The sequence below is a fragment of the Saccharospirillum impatiens DSM 12546 genome, from assembly GCF_000423605.1.
In the GTDB taxonomy this organism is placed as follows: domain Bacteria; phylum Pseudomonadota; class Gammaproteobacteria; order Pseudomonadales; family Natronospirillaceae; genus Saccharospirillum; species Saccharospirillum impatiens.
The window spans coordinates 1-21,314 of sequence record NZ_AUIH01000029.1; the positions used below are offsets into that span (position 1 = coordinate 1).

19 protein-coding genes are annotated in these 21,314 nt (G+C 56.6%); 14 read left to right on the forward strand and 5 right to left on the reverse strand.

Annotation, left to right across the window (positions count from 1 at the left end):
• On the reverse strand, positions 1–239 hold a 239-nt coding region (gene tnpA, locus G565_RS26820; RefSeq protein ID WP_157600093.1), incomplete at its 3' end, for an IS66 family insertion sequence element accessory protein TnpA.
• A 144-nt stretch (positions 240–383) separates the two neighbouring features.
• On the opposite strand from tnpA, the gene G565_RS0114320 reads away from it, so the two are divergent.
• The 14 genes from G565_RS0114320 (at position 384) to G565_RS0114395 (ending at position 15,758) form a co-directional block, all read left to right on the forward strand.
• The gene (locus G565_RS0114320; RefSeq protein WP_028671524.1) at positions 384–950 is read left to right on the forward strand and encodes an ANTAR domain-containing response regulator; all 567 of its coding nucleotides are present in this window, start codon (positions 384–386) and stop codon (positions 948–950) included.
• An 84-nt stretch (positions 951–1,034) separates the two neighbouring features.
• Positions 1,035–2,144, forward strand: coding sequence for a CmpA/NrtA family ABC transporter substrate-binding protein (locus G565_RS24260; protein ID WP_051207947.1), 1,110 nt, complete (start codon positions 1,035–1,037; stop codon positions 2,142–2,144).
• 328 nt (positions 2,145–2,472) lie between these two features.
• A complete protein-coding gene (locus G565_RS0114340) occupies positions 2,473–2,769 on the forward strand; it encodes a hypothetical protein (protein ID WP_028671525.1) in 297 nt (98 codons plus the stop codon).
• Between the two features lie 194 nt (positions 2,770–2,963).
• On the forward strand, positions 2,964–3,137 hold the full coding sequence (locus tag G565_RS26825) for a hypothetical protein (protein ID WP_157600094.1): 174 nt from the start codon (positions 2,964–2,966) through the stop codon (positions 3,135–3,137).
• Positions 3,138–3,318: 181 nt separating this feature from the next.
• Complete coding sequence (locus G565_RS0114350) at positions 3,319–4,701, forward strand: CmpA/NrtA family ABC transporter substrate-binding protein (protein WP_157600095.1); 1,383 nt, start codon at positions 3,319–3,321, stop codon at positions 4,699–4,701.
• A 163-nt stretch (positions 4,702–4,864) separates the two neighbouring features.
• Positions 4,865–5,770 carry an ABC transporter permease gene (locus G565_RS0114355; RefSeq protein WP_245584191.1) on the forward strand — a complete coding sequence of 302 codons (906 nt, stop codon included), beginning with the start codon at positions 4,865–4,867 and terminating at the stop codon, positions 5,768–5,770.
• A gap of 39 nt (positions 5,771–5,809) precedes the next feature.
• A complete protein-coding gene (locus G565_RS0114360; RefSeq protein WP_028671528.1) occupies positions 5,810–6,658 on the forward strand; it encodes an ABC transporter ATP-binding protein in 849 nt (282 codons plus the stop codon).
• Positions 6,659–7,050: 392 nt separating this feature from the next.
• Complete coding sequence (locus G565_RS0114365) at positions 7,051–8,001, forward strand: PDC sensor domain-containing protein (RefSeq protein ID WP_028671529.1); 951 nt, start codon at positions 7,051–7,053, stop codon at positions 7,999–8,001.
• Between the two features lie 91 nt (positions 8,002–8,092).
• Positions 8,093–8,368 carry a DUF1289 domain-containing protein gene (locus tag G565_RS24265; RefSeq protein ID WP_051207949.1) on the forward strand — a complete coding sequence of 92 codons (276 nt, stop codon included), beginning with the start codon at positions 8,093–8,095 and terminating at the stop codon, positions 8,366–8,368.
• A 79-nt stretch (positions 8,369–8,447) separates the two neighbouring features.
• Positions 8,448–8,639: a zinc ribbon domain-containing protein gene (locus G565_RS0114375; protein ID WP_028671530.1), complete on the forward strand. Its 192-nt coding sequence runs from the start codon at positions 8,448–8,450 to the stop codon at positions 8,637–8,639.
• Between the two features lie 301 nt (positions 8,640–8,940).
• Positions 8,941–10,131 carry an NAD(P)/FAD-dependent oxidoreductase gene (locus G565_RS24270; protein WP_051207950.1) on the forward strand — a complete coding sequence of 397 codons (1,191 nt, stop codon included), beginning with the start codon at positions 8,941–8,943 and terminating at the stop codon, positions 10,129–10,131.
• Positions 10,132–10,140: 9 nt separating this feature from the next.
• Entirely contained in the window at positions 10,141–12,699 is a 2,559-nt protein-coding gene (gene nirB, locus G565_RS0114385) for a nitrite reductase large subunit NirB (protein ID WP_037339430.1), read from the forward strand.
• A 9-nt stretch (positions 12,700–12,708) separates the two neighbouring features.
• The gene (gene nirD, locus G565_RS0114390) at positions 12,709–13,101 is read left to right on the forward strand and encodes a nitrite reductase small subunit NirD (RefSeq protein WP_051207952.1); all 393 of its coding nucleotides are present in this window, start codon (positions 12,709–12,711) and stop codon (positions 13,099–13,101) included.
• Positions 13,098–15,758: a nitrate reductase gene (locus G565_RS0114395; protein WP_028671533.1), complete on the forward strand. Its 2,661-nt coding sequence runs from the start codon at positions 13,098–13,100 to the stop codon at positions 15,756–15,758. The genes nirD and G565_RS0114395 overlap by 4 nt, the downstream gene beginning before the upstream one ends.
• Before the next feature lie 2 nt (positions 15,759–15,760).
• Here the strand turns inward: G565_RS0114395 and G565_RS0114400 are convergent, their stop codons facing one another.
• The 4 genes from G565_RS0114400 to G565_RS0114415 form a co-directional block, all read right to left on the reverse strand.
• Positions 15,761–17,005, reverse strand: coding sequence for a hypothetical protein (locus G565_RS0114400; protein WP_028671534.1), 1,245 nt, complete (start codon positions 17,003–17,005; stop codon positions 15,761–15,763).
• A 92-nt stretch (positions 17,006–17,097) separates the two neighbouring features.
• Complete coding sequence (locus G565_RS0114405; RefSeq protein WP_028671535.1) at positions 17,098–18,471, reverse strand: NAD-dependent succinate-semialdehyde dehydrogenase; 1,374 nt, start codon at positions 18,469–18,471, stop codon at positions 17,098–17,100.
• 218 nt (positions 18,472–18,689) lie between these two features.
• Positions 18,690–20,009 (reverse strand): ectoine hydrolase, encoded by a 1,320-nt coding sequence (gene doeA / locus G565_RS24275; RefSeq protein WP_051207954.1) that lies wholly within the window; start codon positions 20,007–20,009, stop codon positions 18,690–18,692.
• Positions 20,006–21,283, reverse strand: a complete 1,278-nt coding sequence (locus G565_RS0114415; protein WP_028671536.1) for an aspartate aminotransferase family protein — start codon at positions 21,281–21,283, stop codon at positions 20,006–20,008. Before G565_RS0114415 ends, doeA begins: the two co-directional genes overlap by 4 nt.
• Positions 21,284–21,314: the final 31 nt, after the last annotated feature.

Genomic DNA, 21,314 nt, shown 5'->3' on the forward strand with positions numbered 1-21,314 from the left:
CAGGGTCTATCGGCATCACTCGGGTTGCCGGGATTCGGCGAAAGAGCGCTCAGATCAATGAACGACGGTTCAGGCTTCGTTTCTGGACCGGGTTCGGAAGTCTCCAGGCGCTGACGCCATTTGTAAAAACTGGCTGGACTGACTGAATGCTCGGAACAGAACGTTGGGACGGACAAGCCGGATTGTTGTTGCTGTTCGATCAGGGATTGCCATTGTGATCGGGTTCTACGCTTGGCCATGATTGCCTCGGACGTCGATGAATGAGGCTTGAGATTATCGCGCGGGAAGGCTCAGTAGAATGACTCCCTAAAATGAACGCTTACCTTGCAAAGACAAGCTCACACCCGTTTCAGCCAGATACAGCAGGACCCAAACGTGCGCGTATGAACATTCTTGTCATTGATCAACAGCTCGAACGCGCTCAAATTCTGGAGACAGCACTGACTGCGCTGGGCTATGCCGTGGTGATTCGATCACCGAACGAACATCGAATCTATCAGTTGGTTGAGTCCTTTCAGCCTGATGTGGTCATCGTTGACGCCCAGTCTCCCGACCGGGACATGCTTGAGGATGTCGCTCTCACCTCTGACCGGACACCGCGACCGATCATCTTTTTTGCCGAAGACGATGACGACACGGTCATCCGCGACGCTATTGCTGCCGGGGTCAGTGCTTATATTGTCGATGGCCTGCAGGCCAGCAGAGTCAACACCATCATTAAAGTGGCCATATCCCGTTTTGAGGCCTTTCAGGCGTTGCGTGGTGAACTGCGTAAAACCCGGGACGAACTGGCTGAACGCAAGATCATTGACCGGGCCAAAGGGCTGCTGATGAAGCATCGCCAATGCGACGAGGCGGCCGCTTTTGGCGCCATGCGTAAGATGGCCATGAACAAGAAGGTGCGTTTAATCGAGATCGCCCAGGATATCCTGGTGCTGTTCGATGAATAACCCGACACCAGCCACCCCAAACGACCTCGCGCCCGGGCAACCCCTGAGACACCAGCCCGTGCATGACGATAAGAGAACGCTGCAATGAGCAATCCATCCAACACCCCAGATACCGACTGCACCGAACTGGACCTCGGCTTCCTGCCCTTGCTGGATGCCGCGCCGCTGATTGTCGCCCAGGAAGCCGAGTTCTTTAGCGATGCCGGCTTACAGGTACGACTCCACCGGGAAGGCAACTGGGCCAGTCTCAGGGACAAGTTGTCGTTGAAATTGATTGACGGAGCCCATTTACTGGCGCCACTCGTTGTTGCCAGTCAATCCTCACTGGCCAGCACCGCTGTTCGAAACCGCCTTACAACCGCCCTGTCGCTTGGCCTTAATGGCAATGCGATCACCCTGTCCAATGCGCTGACCGAGGCTCTTGAGTGCACCTTGCCCGCAACACCGGCGCAACTGGGACCGGCATTGAAAGCCGTCATAGAGAACCGGCAAAGCCAGGGCCTGCCCAGGCTGGTGTTTGGCACCGTGTTCCCGATGTCCATGCACACCTATTTACTGCGTACTTTTTTTGAACAGGGGGGCATCGACCCCAACCGGGACATAGAGATTCGCGTTGTACCGCCCCAGCAAATGGTAGCCGCCCTGACCCAGGGTGACGTCGACGGATTTTGTGTCGGCGAGCCCTGGAATACCGATGCCGTGCGTGCCTGTCAGGGCAATCTTGCATTACTGGGCTATGACATCTGGCCCGACGCACCGGAAAAAGTACTCGCCGTTCATGCCGACTTCGCCGAGCAGCGCCCCGACACCCATCAGGCTCTGATTGGCGCGATCATGCGTGCCTGCCAATGGCTGGATGGGCCCAACAGCCTGGCCTCTGTCGCACACTGGCTGTCCAGACCCAATTACCTGAATTGCGATTCCGACTTGCTGCTGGAGGCCATGCAGGCGCCGTGGCCCGACGGTCAGCCGCGCTGGCACAAGGTGTTCTACCGCAACCGGGCGACCTACCCCGACCCGGATCACGCCCGCTGGATGCTGACGCAGATGCAGTCTGCCCGACAATTGCCCGAAAACCGGGTTTCTGACGCTGAATTGATCTCCCGGGCCTATCAACCGCAGATATGGAAAAAAGTTTTCAAAAAGATGACGCCAGTACTGAGTGCTGAAACTCCAACCGATTCAGAGACTTAGAAAGCCGTCCAAAAAAACGGCTTCAATCCCATCTGTTTTTCTTTAAAAACCCTCTTTTCAGCCCCCCTCGTCCTCTGTATTATGCGCGGCCCGCTGACCACTGAGCCCTTGAACATCAAGAGTCAAGGCGCTGACGGGAGACCTGTATGAACAAAGCAGCGTCGGCACCGGAGCCATCACGGCATAACCCGGTTGCCCGGTTCAATCCGCACCGAGGCCAGAGTTTTACCGACCGGAAAAAGTCGGCCAAACGCGGATACCAAAAGCACCGCCCAGACTGGGCTTAACATTAACCCAACGTGTCCAGAGCGATACCGGGAGCCACATCATGATCCGTTTCACAGTCGATACCATTCGCGTTCTCATTCACGTCAGCCCACGCGGCGCGTTTGAGGACCTGACTGACTGGGATCAGGAGGTTGTCGGGTCCTATTCGGTGGATGTCTCGGCCAAACTGGGTAAGGAACACTGGGCTGATGCAGCCCTGGATGCCTTTCACGGCTCGATCTCGGTGGATGATGAAGACGCCCTTGAGTTCCTGGTTGAAGACAGCCAGGGCAGTCTGTTGATCGGTTCCCAGGGTCATCTGCACGCGTCTTTGATGGACGAAGCCGAGCTGGTCTGAGCTTGATTCATTGCCTGGCGCATCGCTGACGTATGCGCCCGGCTCAACGCCTGAAACGGCCGGCCGGCCAACCCACAACATCGCTCAGCACCATCGCCACTCCGTGACTCAACAGCCTCGATAGCCCACCACCCACGCACCCTATATATGTGCCTCAATGGTGCGACAGTACCGCTACAGCCCATTAATAGCGCATGAAACTGCCTGATTACCAGACAACACTGATGCGTCGACTGTCGACGCAGACCGCTTCACGGGGGCGTATCCCAGCCATTGCTGAGTTCTGGCATGGTAATCGCTTTACACTCACTACACCCATTGACCTGCTCATCAACACGCAGGCCAAAAACGACTGGTTTGACCTTTGACGACTGCACACCTGAGTGGTGATCGTCAGACAGAAAAACCTGAGTGACAACACAGACTACTTGGCAACGGTGCCCTGTTCGCAACATGCGAACTCGGCGCCGTTTTTTTTTGGGCGTCATTTAGCCAGAGCCAGCTTCAGGCACGCTGAATGCAATGGTAAACCTATGGGAGACAGACATCATGACCTTTAAGAACCCTGCGAAAGCGGTGCATACAACGCTTACCCGAACGCTGTTGACGGCAGCTCTGTGCAGCAGCGTCAGCGTCGCTCAGGCTGACCTTGGCTGGCCGGAAAAAGAAGCACTGACGTTCGGCTTCATTAAACTGACCGACATGGCACCGCTGGCGATCGCCTATGAGAAAGGCTACTTCGAAGACGAAGGGCTCTACGTAACACTCGAAGCCCAGGCCAACTGGAAAGTACTCCTAGACGGTGTCATTACTGGCCAGTTGGATGGCGCACACATGCTCGCCGGCCAACCGCTTGCCGCGACCCTGGGCTATGGCACCCAGGCAAACATCATTACCCCTTTTTCGATGGATCTGAATGGCAATGGCATAACGGTCTCCAACGATGTATGGGCGAGTATGAAACAACATATTCCCCATGAAGACGGCCTGCCTGTGCACCCGATTAGCGCCGAAGCCTTACAGCCAGTTGTCAACGAATACCGTGATCGGGGTGACGCGTTCAAAATGGGCATGGTGTTCCCGGTCTCGACTCATAACTATGAAATTCGGTACTGGCTCGCAGCGGGTGGGCTTCACCCCGGTTACTACGACCCGGCCAATGGGGACACCTCGGGTCTGATCGATGCTGACGTGCAACTGAGCGTAACGCCGCCACCGCAGATGCCGTCCACCCTTGAGGCAGGCACCATTAAAGGGTACAGCGTCGGTGAACCCTGGAACCAGCAAGCGGTATTCAAAGGCATCGGCGTACCGGTGATTACCGACTATGAAATTTGGAAAAACAATCCGGAAAAAGTGTTTGGTATTACTGAAGAGTTTGCCGAAGCCTATCCAAACACCACGACCCGAATGGTGCGCGCACTGATCCGGGCGGCCCATTGGCTGGATGCAGACAATAACGCTAACCGCGAGGAAGCGGTTCGAATATTGTCGCAGCCGAAATACGTCGGCGCCGATGAGGAAGTGATTGCCAATTCCATGACGGGCACCTTCGAGTACGAGCGCGATGATGTTCGTTCCGTGCCGGACTTCAACGTCTTTTTCCGCTACAACGCGACCTACCCTTACTATTCCGATGCCATCTGGTATCTGACCCAAATGCGCCGCTGGGGCCAGATTGAAGAGCAAAAAACGGACGACTGGTACATCGATATGGCGGCTCGTGTTTATCGCCCCGACCTTTATCAGTCGGCGGCTGAAAGCCTCATCGACGATGGCTTGTTCAGTGCCGATCAGTTTCCTGCGTTTGCCAGCGAAACCGGTTTTAAACCCGAACAAACTGAATTCATTGACGGTATTCCCTACAACGGCCGTGAACCCAATGCCTACCTGAGCCGGTTTCCAATTGGTTTGCAAGGCAGCAACGAGTAATCGCGGACCGTGCACCGGGCGTCTTTATGGAAGTCCGGTGCACCCCAGTTCGGTACAGGAGATAGCTATGACAGCGCAGACTTTCACTCATCCATGGCGGAAGCTTAAACTCACCCTGAGTCATCGGCTGGCTGATTTCAACCCCACACAATGGCTCATCTCAATGTTGTTGCCAGCGACCGGTATCGTGATATTTCTGATGCTGTGGCACGTGGGTGCCGGCCAGATCAATACATCTCTGGGTACTTTTCCGGGGCCTCTTGATGTGGTTGAACAAAGCCAGTCACTGTGGGAAGGACACCAGGCTGAACGCGAGAGTGAACGCGCCTTTTATCAGCGACAGGAAGACCGCAATGCCGCGCGCATGGCAGATGACCCGGGCTATACCCCAACCATTCACAGTTACCCGGGCAAAGCGACGTTTATCGATCAGACAGTCACCAGTCTGGTAACCGTTCTGGCTGGTTTTCTGGTGGCCAGTGTGATCGCAATACCCTGTGGCATCCTGATCGGTTTGTCACGGTCGACCTACCTGGCGGTCAACCCCATCATTCAAATTTTCAAACCGGTATCACCCCTGGCCTGGCTACCGCTGGTGACCATGGTGGTCAGCGCTGTGTATGTGTCGGACGATCCGATGTTTGAAAAGTCGTTCATAACCTCATTGTTCACGGTCACTCTTTGTTCACTCTGGCCCACGCTGATCAATACCGCCGTCGGCGTGGCCAATATTGACCGAGACTTACTCAATGTCAGCAAAGTGCTTCGGCTACCGACGTTTACACACATTCGTAAAATCGTTATCCCGTCAGCCATTCCAATGATGTTTACCGGTCTGCGTGTTTCGCTGGGCATCGCCTGGATGGTGTTAATCGCCGCTGAAATGCTGGCGCAAAACCCCGGGCTCGGCAAATTCGTCTGGGATGAGTTTCAGAACGGCAGTTCCAATTCGCTCGGTCGGATCATGGTCGCGGTGCTGGCCATTGGTCTGATCGGTTACGCTCTGGACCGCATAATGCTGATGCTGCAACAAGCCGTCAGTTGGGACAAAACCAGTGAACAGCGTTAAGTCGAACCCCCATACTTTTCACGCGTCAGGAGAATCAACATGACCCAGACACACCTGGAACTGAGCGGCGTCGGCATCGACTTTCCGACCCCCAAAGGCCCTTTTACCGCCCTGAACAACGTTAACCTGAAGGTCCATGATGGCGAGTTTGTTTCACTGATCGGGCATTCCGGTTGCGGTAAAAGCACGGTACTCAATATTGTCGCCGGCTTGCATCAGGCAACGCGCGGCGGGGTTCTATTGAATGGCAGGGAGGTCAATGAACCCGGGCCTGAGCGGGCTGTTGTGTTTCAAAATCACAGCCTGCTGCCCTGGCTATCCGCCTGGGAAAACGTTGAGTTGGCGGTAAAACGGGTTTTCGGTAAAACCAAAAGCCGGACCGAAATAAAAGAATGGATTGCCCACAATCTGGAGCTGGTGCACATGGGTCATGCCATGCACAAACGCCCCGGTGAAATTTCCGGTGGCATGAAACAACGGGTGGGCATTGCCAGAGCCCTGGCCATGCAACCGAGCGTGTTACTACTGGACGAACCCTTCGGCGCACTCGACGCCCTTACTCGCGCTCACCTGCAGGATTCGCTGATGGAGATTCAGGCGCAACTGGGCACCACCGTTATCATGATCACCCATGATGTGGATGAAGCCGTGCTGTTATCGGACCGAATCGTAATGATGACCAATGGCCCATCGGCCACAGTCGGTCAGATTCTGGAGGTTGACCTTGAACGACCGCGCAACCGACTCGCGCTGGCCGACAATGCACACTACAACCACTTACGATCGGAAGTGTTGACGTTTTTGTATGAGAAGCAACGCAAGATCGAGCCGTTTTCAGCCCGGACAACCGCCTCTGCTCAGGCAAAAAAGAAAACCGAAGTCGCCTGATTGACCCATTCATGTTTCGGAGTTCAGATTAGCTGATTCGCCAGGAGTCCGTGCCAGCTGGCACTTAAAATTTTGCGTCTACTCTACATTGACCGCCATAAACCTGATCGGTTTAATGGGTATAGAACTTACAGCAATGCGTTTTGATCTATTTTTTAAAAACACCTCCGAATAGTTAGCACAAACAGGCTGCTTTTCGGAGCGATTCTGTTGTTTCACTACGGTTCAGTCGAGCGCATCACCATTCAAACGATGTTTTTACCGACAGACTGTTATTGAGCAACAAAGCTGACCTGACGGGCAAGCCTGACGGCTGGAGTCTGCGTTGGAGAAGCCATTGTCGGGGTGGTAACGTAAACGACTCACGCACTCCCCAGGGACTTCACCGCCTCATGGCGTACCACAGTTATTTGCATCTTGTATCGAGCTACCAACAGGATCGTGCGGCCATCAATGGCCTGATCGAATCCATCGTCTCCAGCCTCGACCGGATCGCCCTGCTAACCGACCCCAAGGCACAGCAGGAAGAGGTCGCGCATCTCAGTAAGGCCTATCCGTTCATAGAAATGCTGTACAGCCTCGATGAACGGGGCACACAGTTATTGCCCTCCGCCTATGGCCAGGGCGTAACCGAACCCGCACGCCGTACCCTGGGGCAATACAGTGACCGCAGCCACCGGCCCTACTTTCAGGCAGCGCACCAGAACACTGGAGCCATCACCGTCTCTGAGCCCTATTTGTCGAGTGCGACGCATCGGCTGGCCATTTCTGCCGTATTGAGATTCAACCGGAATGACGGTGATGACACTGGGGCTGCAACACCAGGGTATCTGGTGCTGAATCTGAACCTGCAAGCGCTGATTGCGTACCTGAACAACGACCAGTTGCGCTATCGGTTTCACCCGGTGTTTCGGGCTGTCTATGCCCTGATCGGTTCGGTACTGATCGCCGTATCCGGTTTGCTGCTCTGGGCGTCATTGCAATCCTTACTGGGGACCCTGCTAACACCCAGCCACATTGCCACCGATTCATTCGGAGTCGTCATTCTGATCACCCTGAGTCTGGCTATTTTTGATCTTGGCAAAACCATCATCGAAGAAGAAGTCTTTGTTCACAAAGACATTCACCACCACGGGTCAACGGAAAGAACCATTACCCGCTTCATGTCTGCTATTCTGATAGCCATATCAATTGAAGCTCTACTGCTGATGTTCAAGTCCTTACTGGGTGAGAGCAATCAACTGCTTCAGGCGGTATATATGATGTTGTCGGCCGTTGCACTTCTGATCGGGCTTGGTATTTACCTGAAGCTGAGCCGGCCCGACAATGGTAACAGCAAGTAGCTGACTCGCCCGGGTTTCGCAAGTCGGGCCACCCCGGTAGCTCTGGTCTGTACCTAAGACCGGTAAACAGAGGAAAGCCTGTCAGGGCGTCATGAAACAACTCGAATTTTTCGACATCCCCAGCCCGTGCATCGGCGTCTGTGAATCCGGTGCCAGAGGCTACTGTCGTGGTTGTTTTCGTTCCAGGGCCGAGCGCCAATACTGGTTTCAGGCCGACGACGAAGCCAAGCGCCTGATCATTCGTGCCTGCCAGGTGCGCAAGCTTCGATTCGAGCGGACCCAAAACGGACAGGTAAGCGACCCGGAACCACAACAGGAAACCCTCGCGCTCATAAGCGATGAAGGCCTTGGCAGCACCGACACTTGAGTTACGAATAAAGCCGTGCAGTCCGGTGAGCCATGCACTACTTTTTGTCGTATCGTCGTACCAAACTTGCGGAGGCCACATGTCACTCGATCACCTCTCCACTGAACTGGTGGATCTGCGTTGCCCTTATTGCGACGCCCACATTCACCTGATTATCGATCCCACCGACGACAGCCAGGAGTACACCGAAGACTGTGAGGTGTGTTGCCAGCCCATGCTTGTCTTTACCGAAGGCGATCAGATTGTGCGCCTGGCGCGTGAAGACGAATAACAGAAGCTCATGCCCCAACACCGACCACAGCACACGCCTTTCTGACTGGTCTTGGTGCAAAAAAAGTCGGCCTTCCCCATGAAGAGTGCCTAACCGCCTGATTTAAGGCGGTTTTAAAAGTTGGCACGCCCTTCGCTATATAGAAATCAGTCATCACAAATCAGAGTCGGGTTTACTCCCTTCTTTGAGATGAGATGGCCTTACACTGTGATTTGCGTATCGAGCATTGGCGCTCTTGGGGAAACCCAAGAGCGTCTTTTTTTTGCCTGGCCGAAACTGGCGGGCGAGAGCGAGGGGCCATATGAACCAGGAGCGTTTACTGATCATCGGACACGGTATGGCGGCAACCCGGTTGCTGCAACAGCTGACCGAGGGTGGCTATGGGGGCTCCATCACCGTCATTGGTGACGAAGGCGGTGTGGGTTACAACCGCATTCAATTGACGCCCTGGCTCGCCGGAGAGGTCAGCGAAGCCAGCCTGAATCTGGTCGATGACGCCTGGTACCGACACCATCGGATATACCGTGTAAACGGCGATGCCGTCGCCTCGCTCGATCCGGATGGATTGGTCACATTGAGCACTGGCCGCACCCTGGCGTTTGATACAGCGGTACTGGCAACCGGTGCCCTGCCCCGCTTTCCGGACCTGCCCTTTCCGCCGCAGCCGGCTATACGAGCATTTCGAAGCAAGGCAGATGGTCATTGGCTAAAAGCACTGCCCCGCGGCCAGTCGGTGGTTGTCATCGGAGGTGGTCTGCTGGGGCTTGAGGCCGCATGGGGTCTGCGTGCTCGCGGCCATAGCGTCAGCCTGGTGCATCGCAACGGTCATCTGATGAACCGGCAATTGTCTGCGCCCACAGCCGCCTTACTTGCAGGCGCAATGTCGCAAGCTGGCATCACAATTCACCTTGGTTGTGAGCTGCGCCGAATCAATGCCAACCCGGTCATCGAGTCAGTCGAGTTAACGAATGGCGAGATTCTGAACGCCCGGGTCCTGATCGCTGCAGCCGGTATTCAACCCAACCAGCACCTCGCGCAGCAGGCCGGTTTGGGGGTGCATCGCGGCGTACTGATCGATGACCAGATGCGCACCAGCCATCCGCGTGTTTTCGCGCTGGGCGAATGCGCCGAGTTCAACGGCGAAACCTTCGGCCTGGTCGCACCCGCCTATGAGCAGGCGGACGTTCTGGCGTCTGTACTCTGCGGTCGCCCGGCGCACTGGTCTCCTTTGCAAAGCACCACCCGATTAAAGATTTCTGGTCTCGACGTCGTTTCTCACGGCCGCATCGACCACCCGGATGCCCGGCACCTGACGTTGAACGCACCGGGCCGTAACCAGTGCCGACGGCTGCACTTTCTGAACGACCGACTGATCGGTGCCGAAATGATCGGCCTGCGCAGTCACCTCGAGCTTTATCAACGCCTGATTGAACAGCAGACCCCCATTAACGATGCCCGCGCCGTGATGCTGGGCAACATGAAGGCGGCCTAGGAGAAGGGTATGACACCGCAAACGACACACACCAACGCATCGGCTCAACGCCAACTGGTCATCATCGGCAATGGCATGGTCGGTCACCATGCGGCCATGAGCTTTCTGGACGCCTGCCAGGGTAAAGCGGACTGGGCGATACACATAGTGGGCGAAGAAACCTACAGCGCTTACGACCGGGTGCACCTATCCGACTATTTCCAGGGGAAAACCCACGCGGACCTGGCGCTGGGAACCGGTGACGAGTACCGCGAGCATGGCATTCATACTCACCTCGGTGTGGCCGCGCGCCGTATTGATCGTGATGCGAAAACCGTAGCTCTGGCAGACGACACCGTACTGCCTTACGACGCCCTGATTCTGGCCACGGGGTCCTATCCCTTTGTGCCACCCATTCCCGGGCACAACCTACCTTCCTGCCTGGTCTACCGGACGCTCGATGATCTCGATGCCATTCGCAATGCGGCCAGCGATGGCAGCGTCGGTGTTGTCATCGGCGGTGGCCTGCTGGGTCTCGAGGCGGCTAATGCGCTTAAGTCTCTCGGGCTCGATACTCATGTGATCGAATTCGCACCACAATTGATGCCGGTGCAACTTGATGCCGATGCCGGAACCCTGTTACGCGATAAAATCCAGGCACTCGGGGTTCAAGTTCACGTAAGCACCGCTACCCAGTCAATTACTGCCGACGAGCAGGGGCGGACCGTACTGGCCTTCGCCGATGCTGATCCACTGGTTTGCGATGTGGTTGTCTTTTCTGCCGGCATTCGCCCCCAGGATGCCCTGGCCCGTGATGCCGGTCTGACCCTTGGTGAACGCGGTGGTGTCACCATCAACAATCAGTGCCAGACATCCGACCCGGCGATCTACGCCGTGGGTGAAGTGGCCCTTTGGAACAACGCCATCTTCGGTCTGGTTGCGCCGGGCTATCGCATGGCTGAAACGGCGGCGGCCCATCTCGCTGGCACCGATGCCTCTTTCACCGGGGCTGATATGAGCACCAAATTGAAACTCTTGGGTGTTGATGTTGGCTCGATTGGCGATGCCCATGCCCGCAGCGCCGGCGCAGTGACCTATCGCTACAGCAATGAACGCTCTGGCGTCTATCGCAAGCTGGTCACCAGTGCCGATGGCAGCCGCCTGCTCGGTGCCATTCTGGTCGGTGACAACAGTTTGTATGACACCTTGCTGCAGTACTACCTGAACGACATCACGTTGCCCAAAGAACCCGACAGCCTGATTTTACCCAGCAGCGAAGGCGTGCCTCAGTTGGGCGTCGATGCATTGCCGGACACCGCTACCCTGTGTTCCTGCCTGAACGTCACCAAAGGCGATGTCGTCGGTGCCATTGATGGCGGTTGCTGTTCTCTGGGAGAGGTTAAGGCTGAGACTCGCGCCAGCAGCGGATGCGGCGGATGCGCAGCGATGCTAACGCACGTTGTGAACGCGACTCTGGAGGCTCGAGGGGTCGAAGTGGACCATTCGCTGTGCGAACACTTTCACTATACCCGTCAGGAATTATTTCATCTGGTACAGGTCGGGCAGATAAAAACCTTCGATGCCCTGGTTCGGGAGCATGGCCAGGGGTTGGGCTGCGACATATGCAAGCCAACGGTAGCGTCCATTCTAGCCAGTTGCTGGAACGAAGGAGTGCTGGAGCCAGCGCACGTTAACCTGCAAGACACCAACGACACCTTTTTGGCCAACATGCAAAAAGACGGTACCTATTCGGTTGTGCCGCGCATTGCCGGGGGTGAAATTACCGCCGACAAACTGATCGTGATTGGCGAGGTTGCCAAAGAATACGACCTCTACACCAAAATCACCGGGGGTCAGCGCGTCGATTTATTCGGTGCCCAGTTGCATCAGTTGCCTGAGATCTGGACGCGGCTGATCGACGCTGGTTTCGAAACCGGACAGGCTTACGGTAAGTCGGTGCGCACGGTTAAATCCTGCGTGGGCAGTACCTGGTGTCGCTACGGCCAACAAGACAGCGTTGGCATGGCCATTCTGCTGGAGAATCGCTACAAGGGGCTACGCGCACCACACAAACTGAAATTCGCCGTATCCGGTTGCACACGCGAATGCGCCGAAGCGCAGAGCAAGGACATTGGCGTCATCGCCACCGAACACGGCTGGAATCTCTACGTCTGCGGCAATGGTGGTATGAAACCACGCCATGCTGATCTGTTCGCGACCGATCTCGACGACGTCACTCTGATCAAAACCATTGATCGACTGCTGATGTTCTACATCAAAACCGCCGACCGGTTGCAACGCACCGCTCGCTGGATGGAAAACCTCGAAGGCGGCCTCGATTACCTGAAAGACGTCATCCTCAACGATTCACTGCACCTGAACATAGAACTGGAACAGCAGATGGCGCGCATCGTTGAATCCTACCAGTGCGAGTGGAAAGCGGTGCTGGACGACCCGGAAAAACTGAAGCGTTTCAGAACCTTCGTCAACAGTGACAGCGCCGACAGTAACGTGGTGTTTGTCAAAGAACGCGAACAGATTCGACCCGCCCGGGACGATGAAAAAGCCCGGCTCATCGCAACCACCTAGGAGACCGCTATGACTGCCAATGCTCAAACACCGAGTCAGGCTCACGCATCAATAACCAGCCCCTGGGTTCAGGTTTGCAAGGTCAATGACCTGGTACCCGGCTCCGGGGTTGCCGCTCTGGTGCTCGGTCAGCAAATCGCCTTGTTCTATTTACCCGATGAACAGGGCCTCAGCGCATCGAAACGAGTCTACGCACTCGCCAACCAGGACCCGGCCAGCGGTGCCAACGTCATGGCCCGCGGCATTCTCGGCGACATCAGGGGTGAAGCCGTAGTCGCAGCGCCCTTGTACAAACACCATTTTTCGCTTGAAACCGGCCGTTGCCTGGAAGACGACCACTGGCAGGTTACCGTTTGGCCAGCTCGCATCGTCGATGGCAAGGTCGAGATCGAGTGGGTATGACGGATCGCCGCCTGCATACCACCTGTGCCTACTGTGGCGTTGGATGTGGGGTGGAAATTCCCCACGCCGGTGACCGCACCATTCAGGTTCGCGGTCTGGCGAACCACCCGGCCAACCAGGGTAGGCTCTGTGTGAAGGGAACGCACCTGGGTGAGGTACTGCCGTTGCAGCAGCGACTGTTGCGACCCACCTTAGCCGGAGAAACAGTCAGTTGGGACACAGCACTCGACTTTATCAGCCAGAAAATGACGAACGCCCGCACAGAAACAGGTGTGGACAGTCTGGGTTTCTATCTCTCCGGTCAATTGCTGACTGAAGATTATTACGTCGCCAACAAACTCGCCAAGGGCTTTCTCGGCACCGCAAACCTGGATACCAATTCACGCTTGTGCATGTCGTCGGCAGTGGCCGCCTATCAGCAATCGCTGGGTGAAGATGCGGTACCCGGCTGCTACGACGACATTGAGCAGGCCGACTTGGTGATACTGGTTGGCTCCAACCTCGCCTGGGCGCACCCGGTGTTGTTTCAGCGTTTGCAGGCAGCGCGCAAAGCACGACCGCAGATGCGTCTGGTGGTCATTGACCCGCGTGCAACAGACACCAGCCGGGCGGCTGATTTGCACCTGCCACTCAAACCCGGAACCGATGGCCGGCTCTTCAACGGAGCGCTGGCCTGGCTGTCAGAACAAGGCGCGCTGGATACCGATTTCATTCAACACCACACAGCACAGTTTGATGAAACATTGATTGCTGCCCGCCAGCACGCAGGCACAGACTGGGCTGCCCTGGCAAACGACTGCGGCCTTACCCTGGCAGACCTGCTGCAGTTTTTCGACGGGTTGAAGACAACACCCAAAACCGTTACAGCCTGGTCGATGGGCATTAACCAGAGCCGGTCCGGTGTCGCTAAAAGCCAAGCCATCATTAACCTTCACCTGGCGACCGGTCGCATTGGCAAAGTCGGTGCCACTCCGTTCTCGATCACCGGGCAACCCAATGCCATGGGCGGTCGTGAAGTGGGGGGCCTGGCCAATCAACTGGCCAGCCATCGGGGGTTTACCGAGACAGACTGTGACACGGTAGCTCGCTTCTGGAAGGCACCCCGTATAGCGCGAAAGCCAGGCCTGAAAGCGGTGGATTTGTTTGAAGCCGCCGCCCGCGGTGACATTAAGGTCTTGTGGATCATGGCCACCAATCCGCTGGCCAGCCTGCCTGATGCCAACCGGGTGCGTGAGGCGCTGGCCCGGGTGGACACAGTGATCGTCTCCGATGTGGTGACCGACAACGATACGCTCGCCTACGCTGACCTGGTTTTACCGGCGCTTGCCTGGGGTGAAAAAGACGGTACCGTCACCAATTCCGAACGTTGCCTGTCAAGGCAGCGTGGCTTTTTGCTTCCTCCCGGGGAAGCCAAGCCTGACTGGTGGGCGCTGGCTGAAGTCGGCAAACGGCTTGGTTTTGAGAATGCTTTCGACTACGCGCATCCGGCGGCTATCTTTGCAGAACATGCCGCGCTCAGTGCGTTCGAACCAGCACCCAACCGGCAATTCAATTTGCACCCCCTAACGAGTCTCACCGCGCGTGAATACGATGACCTTGCACCCGCGCAGTGGCCCTTCGACGCCGATGGTCGCTCACGTGCACGACTGTTCAGCGATGGGCGCTTCGCCACCACTGATGGTCGTGCCCGTTTTATTGCTGTCGCACCCGCCGAGCCGGACGCGTGCGCAAACCAGTTGCGATTGAATACCGGCCGGCTGCGTGATCAGTGGCATACCATGACGCGCACGGGTCTGGTGAACCGACTCGGTCAACACCGGCCAGACTTCTGCCTCACCCTGCATCCGGCTGATGCTGCCGAGCGAGGGCTCATCGAAGGCCAGCCGGTTCGTGTACGCAACGCACTGGGACAATTCATCGCTTTGTTGGCCGTCGATACGGCTCAGCGGCGCGGCGATGCTTTCGCACCGATGCACTGGAACGCGACCTTTGCCGCCCAAGGCGGTGTGGCAAAGGTTATTCCACCCATCGTAGACCCCCAGTCTGGGCAGCCGGAAACCAAGCACGCACTGGTTGACGTGGAGCCTCTTACCATAGCCTGTTCCGGGGTCTATATCGGTGACCAACTGCCCGAGCCACTGTCTCAGGGGGCAATCTGGTTTAAACGCTCATTGGGCGAACGCTGGCTCTGGTCTTTGCACTACAGCCAACACACAGTCGCCGAAGTGTCGGAACGCTGGCAGTGCTTTGCAAACGACATCGGTTTTTCGATGACCGATACCGATCATCACTGGTTCCACCAGGCCACTGCGCCGGGTCAGTCACCGACCGTTTTCTGGCTGGCACTGAGCGATCAGCAACGACCGGATCCGGATACCGACTGGCTTCTGGAGCAATGGCAAAACAGCCAGGTGCCGCTGGATGACTGGCTGGCGGGAAGCCCGGGCGAAGCAGACCCCCGTGGCAATCTTATCTGTACTTGCCATTCGGTTTACGACCGGGATATTCAAGGGTTCCTTGCGCAGCATTCCAGTGCAGACCTGAAAGCGGTTCAATCTGCATTGAAGTGCAGTACTCAGTGTGGCAGTTGCCTCGAGGAAGTGACTGACCTGGTTGGCCGGTGTACCGCCGCATCACCGGATGTGGAATCTGCCTGACACTATTTCAGGCCCTTCAGGGCATTCTCGACATTCACACCCGCTACCAGCATACCAATCAGCTCCCCGGTTGAATCCCTAACCGGCAAGGCGATCTGGGATAAGAACTGCCGGGTGGACTCATCGTAGGCAATGGCATCAACCTGAACGGACAGGCGCTGGGTAACAATGGCATCAAAGGGCCTCTCATCGCCCTGATTCCAATCGGAGGTTATGTCGCTGGTACCGATTGTCGCACCATGAATATCGGTGATGAACAGCTCACTGAACACCCCCTGCGACTGACGACGAATCAGTGCCAGCCGGATCGACAGATCGCGACTGAGCACTTCGGCAATCAGATCGTATTCACCCGTTCGGACCTCATCAATCCATTGGCGGTCTATACGGTTTATATCATTGGGGCTAAGCAGCTGGTTGCGCGCATTGGCCTGCAATACCGGCTCTCGCACCCAATCCGATGTTAGCCACCGGGAGAGAGATTCGACCCGCTCGTTAAGAGCCCGCTGGTTTTGTTCGGTCAGGGCAATCTGTTCGATACGACACCCCACCGCTGCCTGATTGAAGCCGCGCATAAAACCCGGATGCTGATCAAAGAACGCATCCGTTATGTAGAGTCCCAGCGGAATAAACCCCACAAATCGTTGATTAATGGCCGACAACTCTCCATTCAATCGGTCAACCGCTTCATTGAAGACGGTTTCACTGACCAATAAATGTCGCGCGCGACCCGCCAGAAAAGCCCGCACCAGGCTGTCTGTCGTCGCCACGCTGAAAAACCTGGTAAAACCCTGACTTTGCAACCAAATCGCCTGATAAGTGCCGTTCATGACCAAAACTGTTTGGTCTTTGAGGTCATCGAGCGCGACATCCGACACGTCATCCAGGCTATACCAATACCAGGACTCCAGCAGTAGCGGATCAGACAGAACCGCAAAATCATCGCTGCCTGAATTCTGAACATAAAGAAACCAGCCATCGATTTCGCCACGATGTGCCAGCCTCACCACTCTGGGCCAGGGAGCAATAGCCGTCTGAAACCGGTAGTCAGGCAATTGATCAAAAACGCAGTCGAGGGTGCGTTTGGCATCGCCCTGCAATGACTGGTCAGGCGACTCAAACAGGTAAGGAGGCATGATGTCTGTGCCCAGACGCAGTGTCGTTTCAGCGCTGGCGACAAGCGACAGGCTGGCAATACACAAGAGCATCATTACTGACAAACAGACTTTCAGACTGACCGGACGCATCAGGACCTAAATTCCCAGATAAGCACCCAGCGCAGTGTAGACAGTAATTCGGAAAAAGCAGTGCCTTCGGGGGAAGGCACTGTCAGATGGATTCAGCCGTCCTGTTTAGGACCGATCCAGACTTGCTGGGCGTTGACGAATTCACGAATGCCATGTGGACCCAATTCCCGGCCCATACCGGAGCGTTTGATGCCGCCACTGGGCAGGCGCGGGTCGGTCTTAACAATGCCGTTAACCGCTACTTGCCCCACTTCAAGCCGACGGGCAATGGCTTCACCGCGACTGGCATTGGTCCAGACGGCTGCCGCCAGGCCATAATCACTGTTGTTGGCGATGGCGATGGCCTGCTCTTCACTCTCAGCTTTCATCATGACCGCAACCGGCCCAAAGGTCTCTTCACAACTGGCCACCATCGACTCAGTGACATCCGCCAGCAGAGTGACCGGATAGAAATAACCCGGACCTGATGGCAATTCACCACCGAGCAAACAGCGCGCCCCGGCCTCAACCGACGCGGTCACCTGGCGATGCAGGTTGTCGCGCAAATCCGCCCGGGCAATCGGTCCGATGTCGGTGCTTTCATCGCGCGGATCGCCCATTTTCAACCTGGCCAGACGCTCGTGCACTTTTTCAACCAGGCTGTCATAGACCGGAGCCTCGACAATGATGCGTTTGGCCGCGATGCAACTCTGGCCGGCATTGATGATACGCGACAGCGTGATGATATCGGCCGCCTCATCAAGGTTGGCATCCGCCAGTACGATACAGGGGTCGGAGCCGCCCAGCTCCAGCACCGAGTGCTTTATTTCAGAGGCCGCTATGGAGGCCACCGCACTGCCCCCCTTTTCCGAGCCGGTAAAGGAGACCGCCTGAATACGCTTGTCGCGAATAACGGCTTCAACGGCTGGCGTTTCCAGTGGCAGGTTCTGAAAAATATCAGCCGGTGCGCCGACCTGGTCAAACAGGTCAGCAATCGCCTGGGCGCAGGCCGGTACATGCGGGTCGTGTTTCATTACACAGGTATTGCCCGCCATCAAGGTTGGCGCTGCGTAGCGGAACGCCAGCCAGAATGGCGCATTCCAGGGCAGGATACCCAGAATCACACCCAGCGGCAGATGCTGCACGTAACTGAGCGTTGCATCGGAGCCCAGTGTCTGGGGTTGCAAATACGCTTCGGCGTTTTGCGCATAGTGTTCGGCACACCAGGCTGACTTGATGACCTCGGCACGGGCTTCCTTGATGGGCTTGCCCATTTCTTCGGTCATCAGGATGGCCAGGCGGTCTACATCGTCGCGCATCAGCTTGGCGACTTTCATTAACACCTCTGCACGCTCGTCGAAAGAGCGGGTCCGCCAGCTTTTGAACGCCGTTTCGGCGCGCGACAGGATGTCTTCAACCTGTGCGGATGTAGCCGCAGGCACTTCATGCAATTGCTTGCCTGTGGACGGATCGGTGGCGGTCAACATGTCTCGTTCTCCTCGGTTATCTGTGTCACTGGCTCAAGTTCCGGAGTTCAGTCTCGTTTTTTGCCAGGAGTCCGTGCCAGCCACCGGGTGTACCTCTCCGGGGTCGGCATAAACCCATCCATGGGGCCTAGACCGCAACATCCATGTTGCGGTCTACCCCGGAGAGGCACACCCGGCACCTGGCACTCACTTAGCCAAGAACTCCAAACATACGTTTGCTATGAGCCGGCAACTTCGCTGTTTGCTTTGCTAGCCTCTTTCTTGCGCTTTGCCGTGCTTTCGCTGGCTTGCGGTTTCGGTTCAGCGCTCAATGGCTTACCCGACACATCGGTTAGCCGGGCGGGTGTGTTGGCACTGAGTTCGCGCGCCGCGAATTCCGGTTTGACGACGAAATCTTCATCCAGACTGAAAAAGGATTCGCAGCCCCGGGCAGTCACGTAGATGGTGTCGGAAATGCCCACCGTTTTATTGCCATCGACACCCCACATCCACGGAATGATGTGAAAGGTCATGCCCTCACGCAGTACCTGAGAGTCGCCCTGTTTCAGACTGATGATATAGCCTTCATCCCAACTCGGCGGAAACGCAATGCCGATTGAATAACCGGAGCGGGTAACCAGTCGCGCACCCACGTCGTTATCGGTAATGATGTTGCGCACCAGGTTGTCCACATCAGACACCGTGAGCCCGGGCCGTATCAGCTTCTTGACCTCGCGCAGGGCGTGCTGCATGCGCTCCTGAGCGTGATGCATGGAGGCCGACAAATCGCCCAGTACAATGGTGCGCATCATGGCGGTGTGGTAACGCCGATAGCAGCCACCGACTTCCAGAAACACATGCTCTCCGGGTTGCACCGTCCGGCCTTCCCAGGTGGCGTGACCGATCATCGAGCGGGGTCCGGAGGTCACGTATGGCATGACCGCCGGTGGCTCGCCACCGGCCCGGAACATGGCCGCCGAAATGGCCGCACCAATGTCGTTTTCGGTGGCACCGGCCACGGTCGCTTCAAAGCCGGCTTTCATGCCTGCTTCGGTTGCCCGGGCGGCCTTGCGCATCACATCCAGCTCGGCCGGCGACTTGCAAATCCGGCCCTCTTCGACAATGCCAAAACAATCGTTCAGTGACCCGTCGAGAAAGGTGGTGTGAATGCTGTCCTGGTGATAAGCCGGGAAAAAGTAACTGTTACGTTCGTAACCGATGCTCTTTCCGTTCAGTCCAAACTCACGCAAGGCCTCGACCAGCATCTGGATCGCATCCCCGGTATCCGGGTAGGGCCGAGTTCGTTCCACCCAGGTACGGGCGTGAACGTTCGACTCCTCCAACGCCCGGGTGATCATGAACGGCTCGTCCTCCAAAGGCACAACAAGTGCCTGGAAGAACGAATACCCCGTGGTCTGATAATCGGTCAGATACATCAGATTTTCAGGGTCGGTAATCACCACAGCATCCAGTAGCCTGCTGGCCATACGCTCACGCAGACCGTCCAGTCGACGCACGTACTCGTCGAATGGAAAGGTCATGTCCTCGCGTTGTTTCATGCCGCCTCCAGCGCTTCCCCGATGGCTTTCGACAGCGTCGCCAGACCTTCATGCAAGTCGCTGTTCGGTATCGTTAGTGGCGGAATGAGCTTAAGTACCCGACCACCGATACCGCAGGCACCGATCAGCATACCAGCCTCGAAACAGCGCCGGGCCACGTCTTTCGCCAGGGCACCATCGCCCAGGTCAATGGCCTGCATCATGCCTTTGCCACGGACCTGAAAAGCCTTGTCGCTGTGTTCCGCGCAGATGCCCTGCAGGTGCTCTTTCATTTCCTTGCCCTTGGTGGCCACTTCGGTCATCAGGCTATCGTCTTTGAAGTAGCTGAGCGCCTGAACACCGGCAACAAAGGAAAAGCCCTGACCACGGAAGGTGCCGGTGTGTTCACCCGGGCCCCAGTGTTTATCGTGCTCGGGACGCACCAGGTTCATCGCCAGCGGCGTGCCGAAACCGCCGATGCCTTTGGCCAGGGTCACGATGTCCGGGTCCAGACCCATGCCATCGAAACTGAAGTAGTTGCCAGTGCGGCCACAACCGGCCTGAATGTCATCGATGATGAACATTGCGCCCAGATCGTGCGCCAGTTTCTGCACCGCCTGCAGCCATTCTTTGGAAGCAACATGCACCCCGCCCTCGGCCTGTATGGCTTCGACCAGAAATGCCGCAGGCGGCTCAAGGCCACTGCTCGGGTCGGCATAGAGAGCACGCAGGCGGTCGACCGAATCGACGCCGCAACCCAGGGTACAGCCCTTGCACTGGGTTTCGCAGCCGAACGGCTGGCGCAGTACGTGGTTCAACGGCACGCCAGCGGCATTGCGGAAATAGCTGTTAGCGGTGGCGGCCAATGCGCCCAGGGTCATACCATGAAAACCGTGGCTATAAGCCACAATGGTTTGCCGGCCGGTGACTTTACGCGCCAGTTTCATCGCGGCTTCTACCGCATTGGTACCGGTTGGCCCCATGAACTGCATTTTGTAGTTCATCTTGCGCGGCTCAAGAATGGTTTGAGCGAATTCCTGAATGAAATCACGCTTGACCGTGGTGTACATGTCCAGACTGTGCGCCACACCATCGTTCTGAATGAATTCGATCAGTGCTTTTTTCATGCGTTCGTTGTTGTGACCGAAGTTCAACACCCCGGCTCCGGCGAAAAAGTCCACATAGGACTTGCCCGCTTCGTCGACCTGGCGAGCATTCGACGCCGACTTGAATACCGTCGGATACAACCGGCAGTAGCCACGGATATCAGATTCCCATTTTTCAAATACGTCCATTTCAACCCCTCCAGTTGTGTGTTGATAAAAA

Excerpts from the sequence above, each read along its gene's own strand:
- G565_RS24260 (WP_051207947.1), top strand. The coding sequence starts at position 1,035 with ATGAGCAATCCATCCAACACCCCAGATACCGACTGCACCGAACTGGAC.
- G565_RS0114340 (WP_028671525.1), top strand. The coding sequence starts at position 2,473 with ATGATCCGTTTCACAGTCGATACCATTCGCGTTCTCATTCACGTCAGC.
- G565_RS0114400 (WP_028671534.1), bottom strand. The coding sequence starts at position 17,005 with ATGCGTCCGGTCAGTCTGAAAGTCTGTTTGTCAGTAATGATGCTCTTG.
- G565_RS0114350 (WP_157600095.1), top strand. The coding sequence starts at position 3,319 with ATGACCTTTAAGAACCCTGCGAAAGCGGTGCATACAACGCTTACCCGA.
- nirB (WP_037339430.1), top strand. The coding sequence starts at position 10,141 with ATGACACCGCAAACGACACACACCAACGCATCGGCTCAACGCCAACTG.
- nirD (WP_051207952.1), top strand. The coding sequence starts at position 12,709 with ATGACTGCCAATGCTCAAACACCGAGTCAGGCTCACGCATCAATAACC.
- G565_RS0114375 (WP_028671530.1), top strand. The coding sequence starts at position 8,448 with ATGTCACTCGATCACCTCTCCACTGAACTGGTGGATCTGCGTTGCCCT.
- G565_RS26825 (WP_157600094.1), top strand. The coding sequence starts at position 2,964 with ATGAAACTGCCTGATTACCAGACAACACTGATGCGTCGACTGTCGACG.
- G565_RS0114320 (WP_028671524.1), top strand. The coding sequence starts at position 384 with ATGAACATTCTTGTCATTGATCAACAGCTCGAACGCGCTCAAATTCTG.
- doeA (WP_051207954.1), bottom strand. The coding sequence starts at position 20,009 with ATGAAACAACGCGAGGACATGACCTTTCCATTCGACGAGTACGTGCGT.
- G565_RS0114355 (WP_245584191.1), top strand. The coding sequence starts at position 4,865 with ATGTTGTTGCCAGCGACCGGTATCGTGATATTTCTGATGCTGTGGCAC.
- G565_RS0114405 (WP_028671535.1), bottom strand. The coding sequence starts at position 18,471 with ATGTTGACCGCCACCGATCCGTCCACAGGCAAGCAATTGCATGAAGTG.
- G565_RS0114360 (WP_028671528.1), top strand. The coding sequence starts at position 5,810 with ATGACCCAGACACACCTGGAACTGAGCGGCGTCGGCATCGACTTTCCG.
- G565_RS24270 (WP_051207950.1), top strand. The coding sequence starts at position 8,941 with ATGAACCAGGAGCGTTTACTGATCATCGGACACGGTATGGCGGCAACC.
- G565_RS0114365 (WP_028671529.1), top strand. The coding sequence starts at position 7,051 with ATGGCGTACCACAGTTATTTGCATCTTGTATCGAGCTACCAACAGGAT.
- G565_RS24265 (WP_051207949.1), top strand. The coding sequence starts at position 8,093 with ATGAAACAACTCGAATTTTTCGACATCCCCAGCCCGTGCATCGGCGTC.
- G565_RS0114415 (WP_028671536.1), bottom strand. The coding sequence starts at position 21,283 with ATGGACGTATTTGAAAAATGGGAATCTGATATCCGTGGCTACTGCCGG.
- G565_RS0114395 (WP_028671533.1), top strand. The coding sequence starts at position 13,098 with ATGACGGATCGCCGCCTGCATACCACCTGTGCCTACTGTGGCGTTGGA.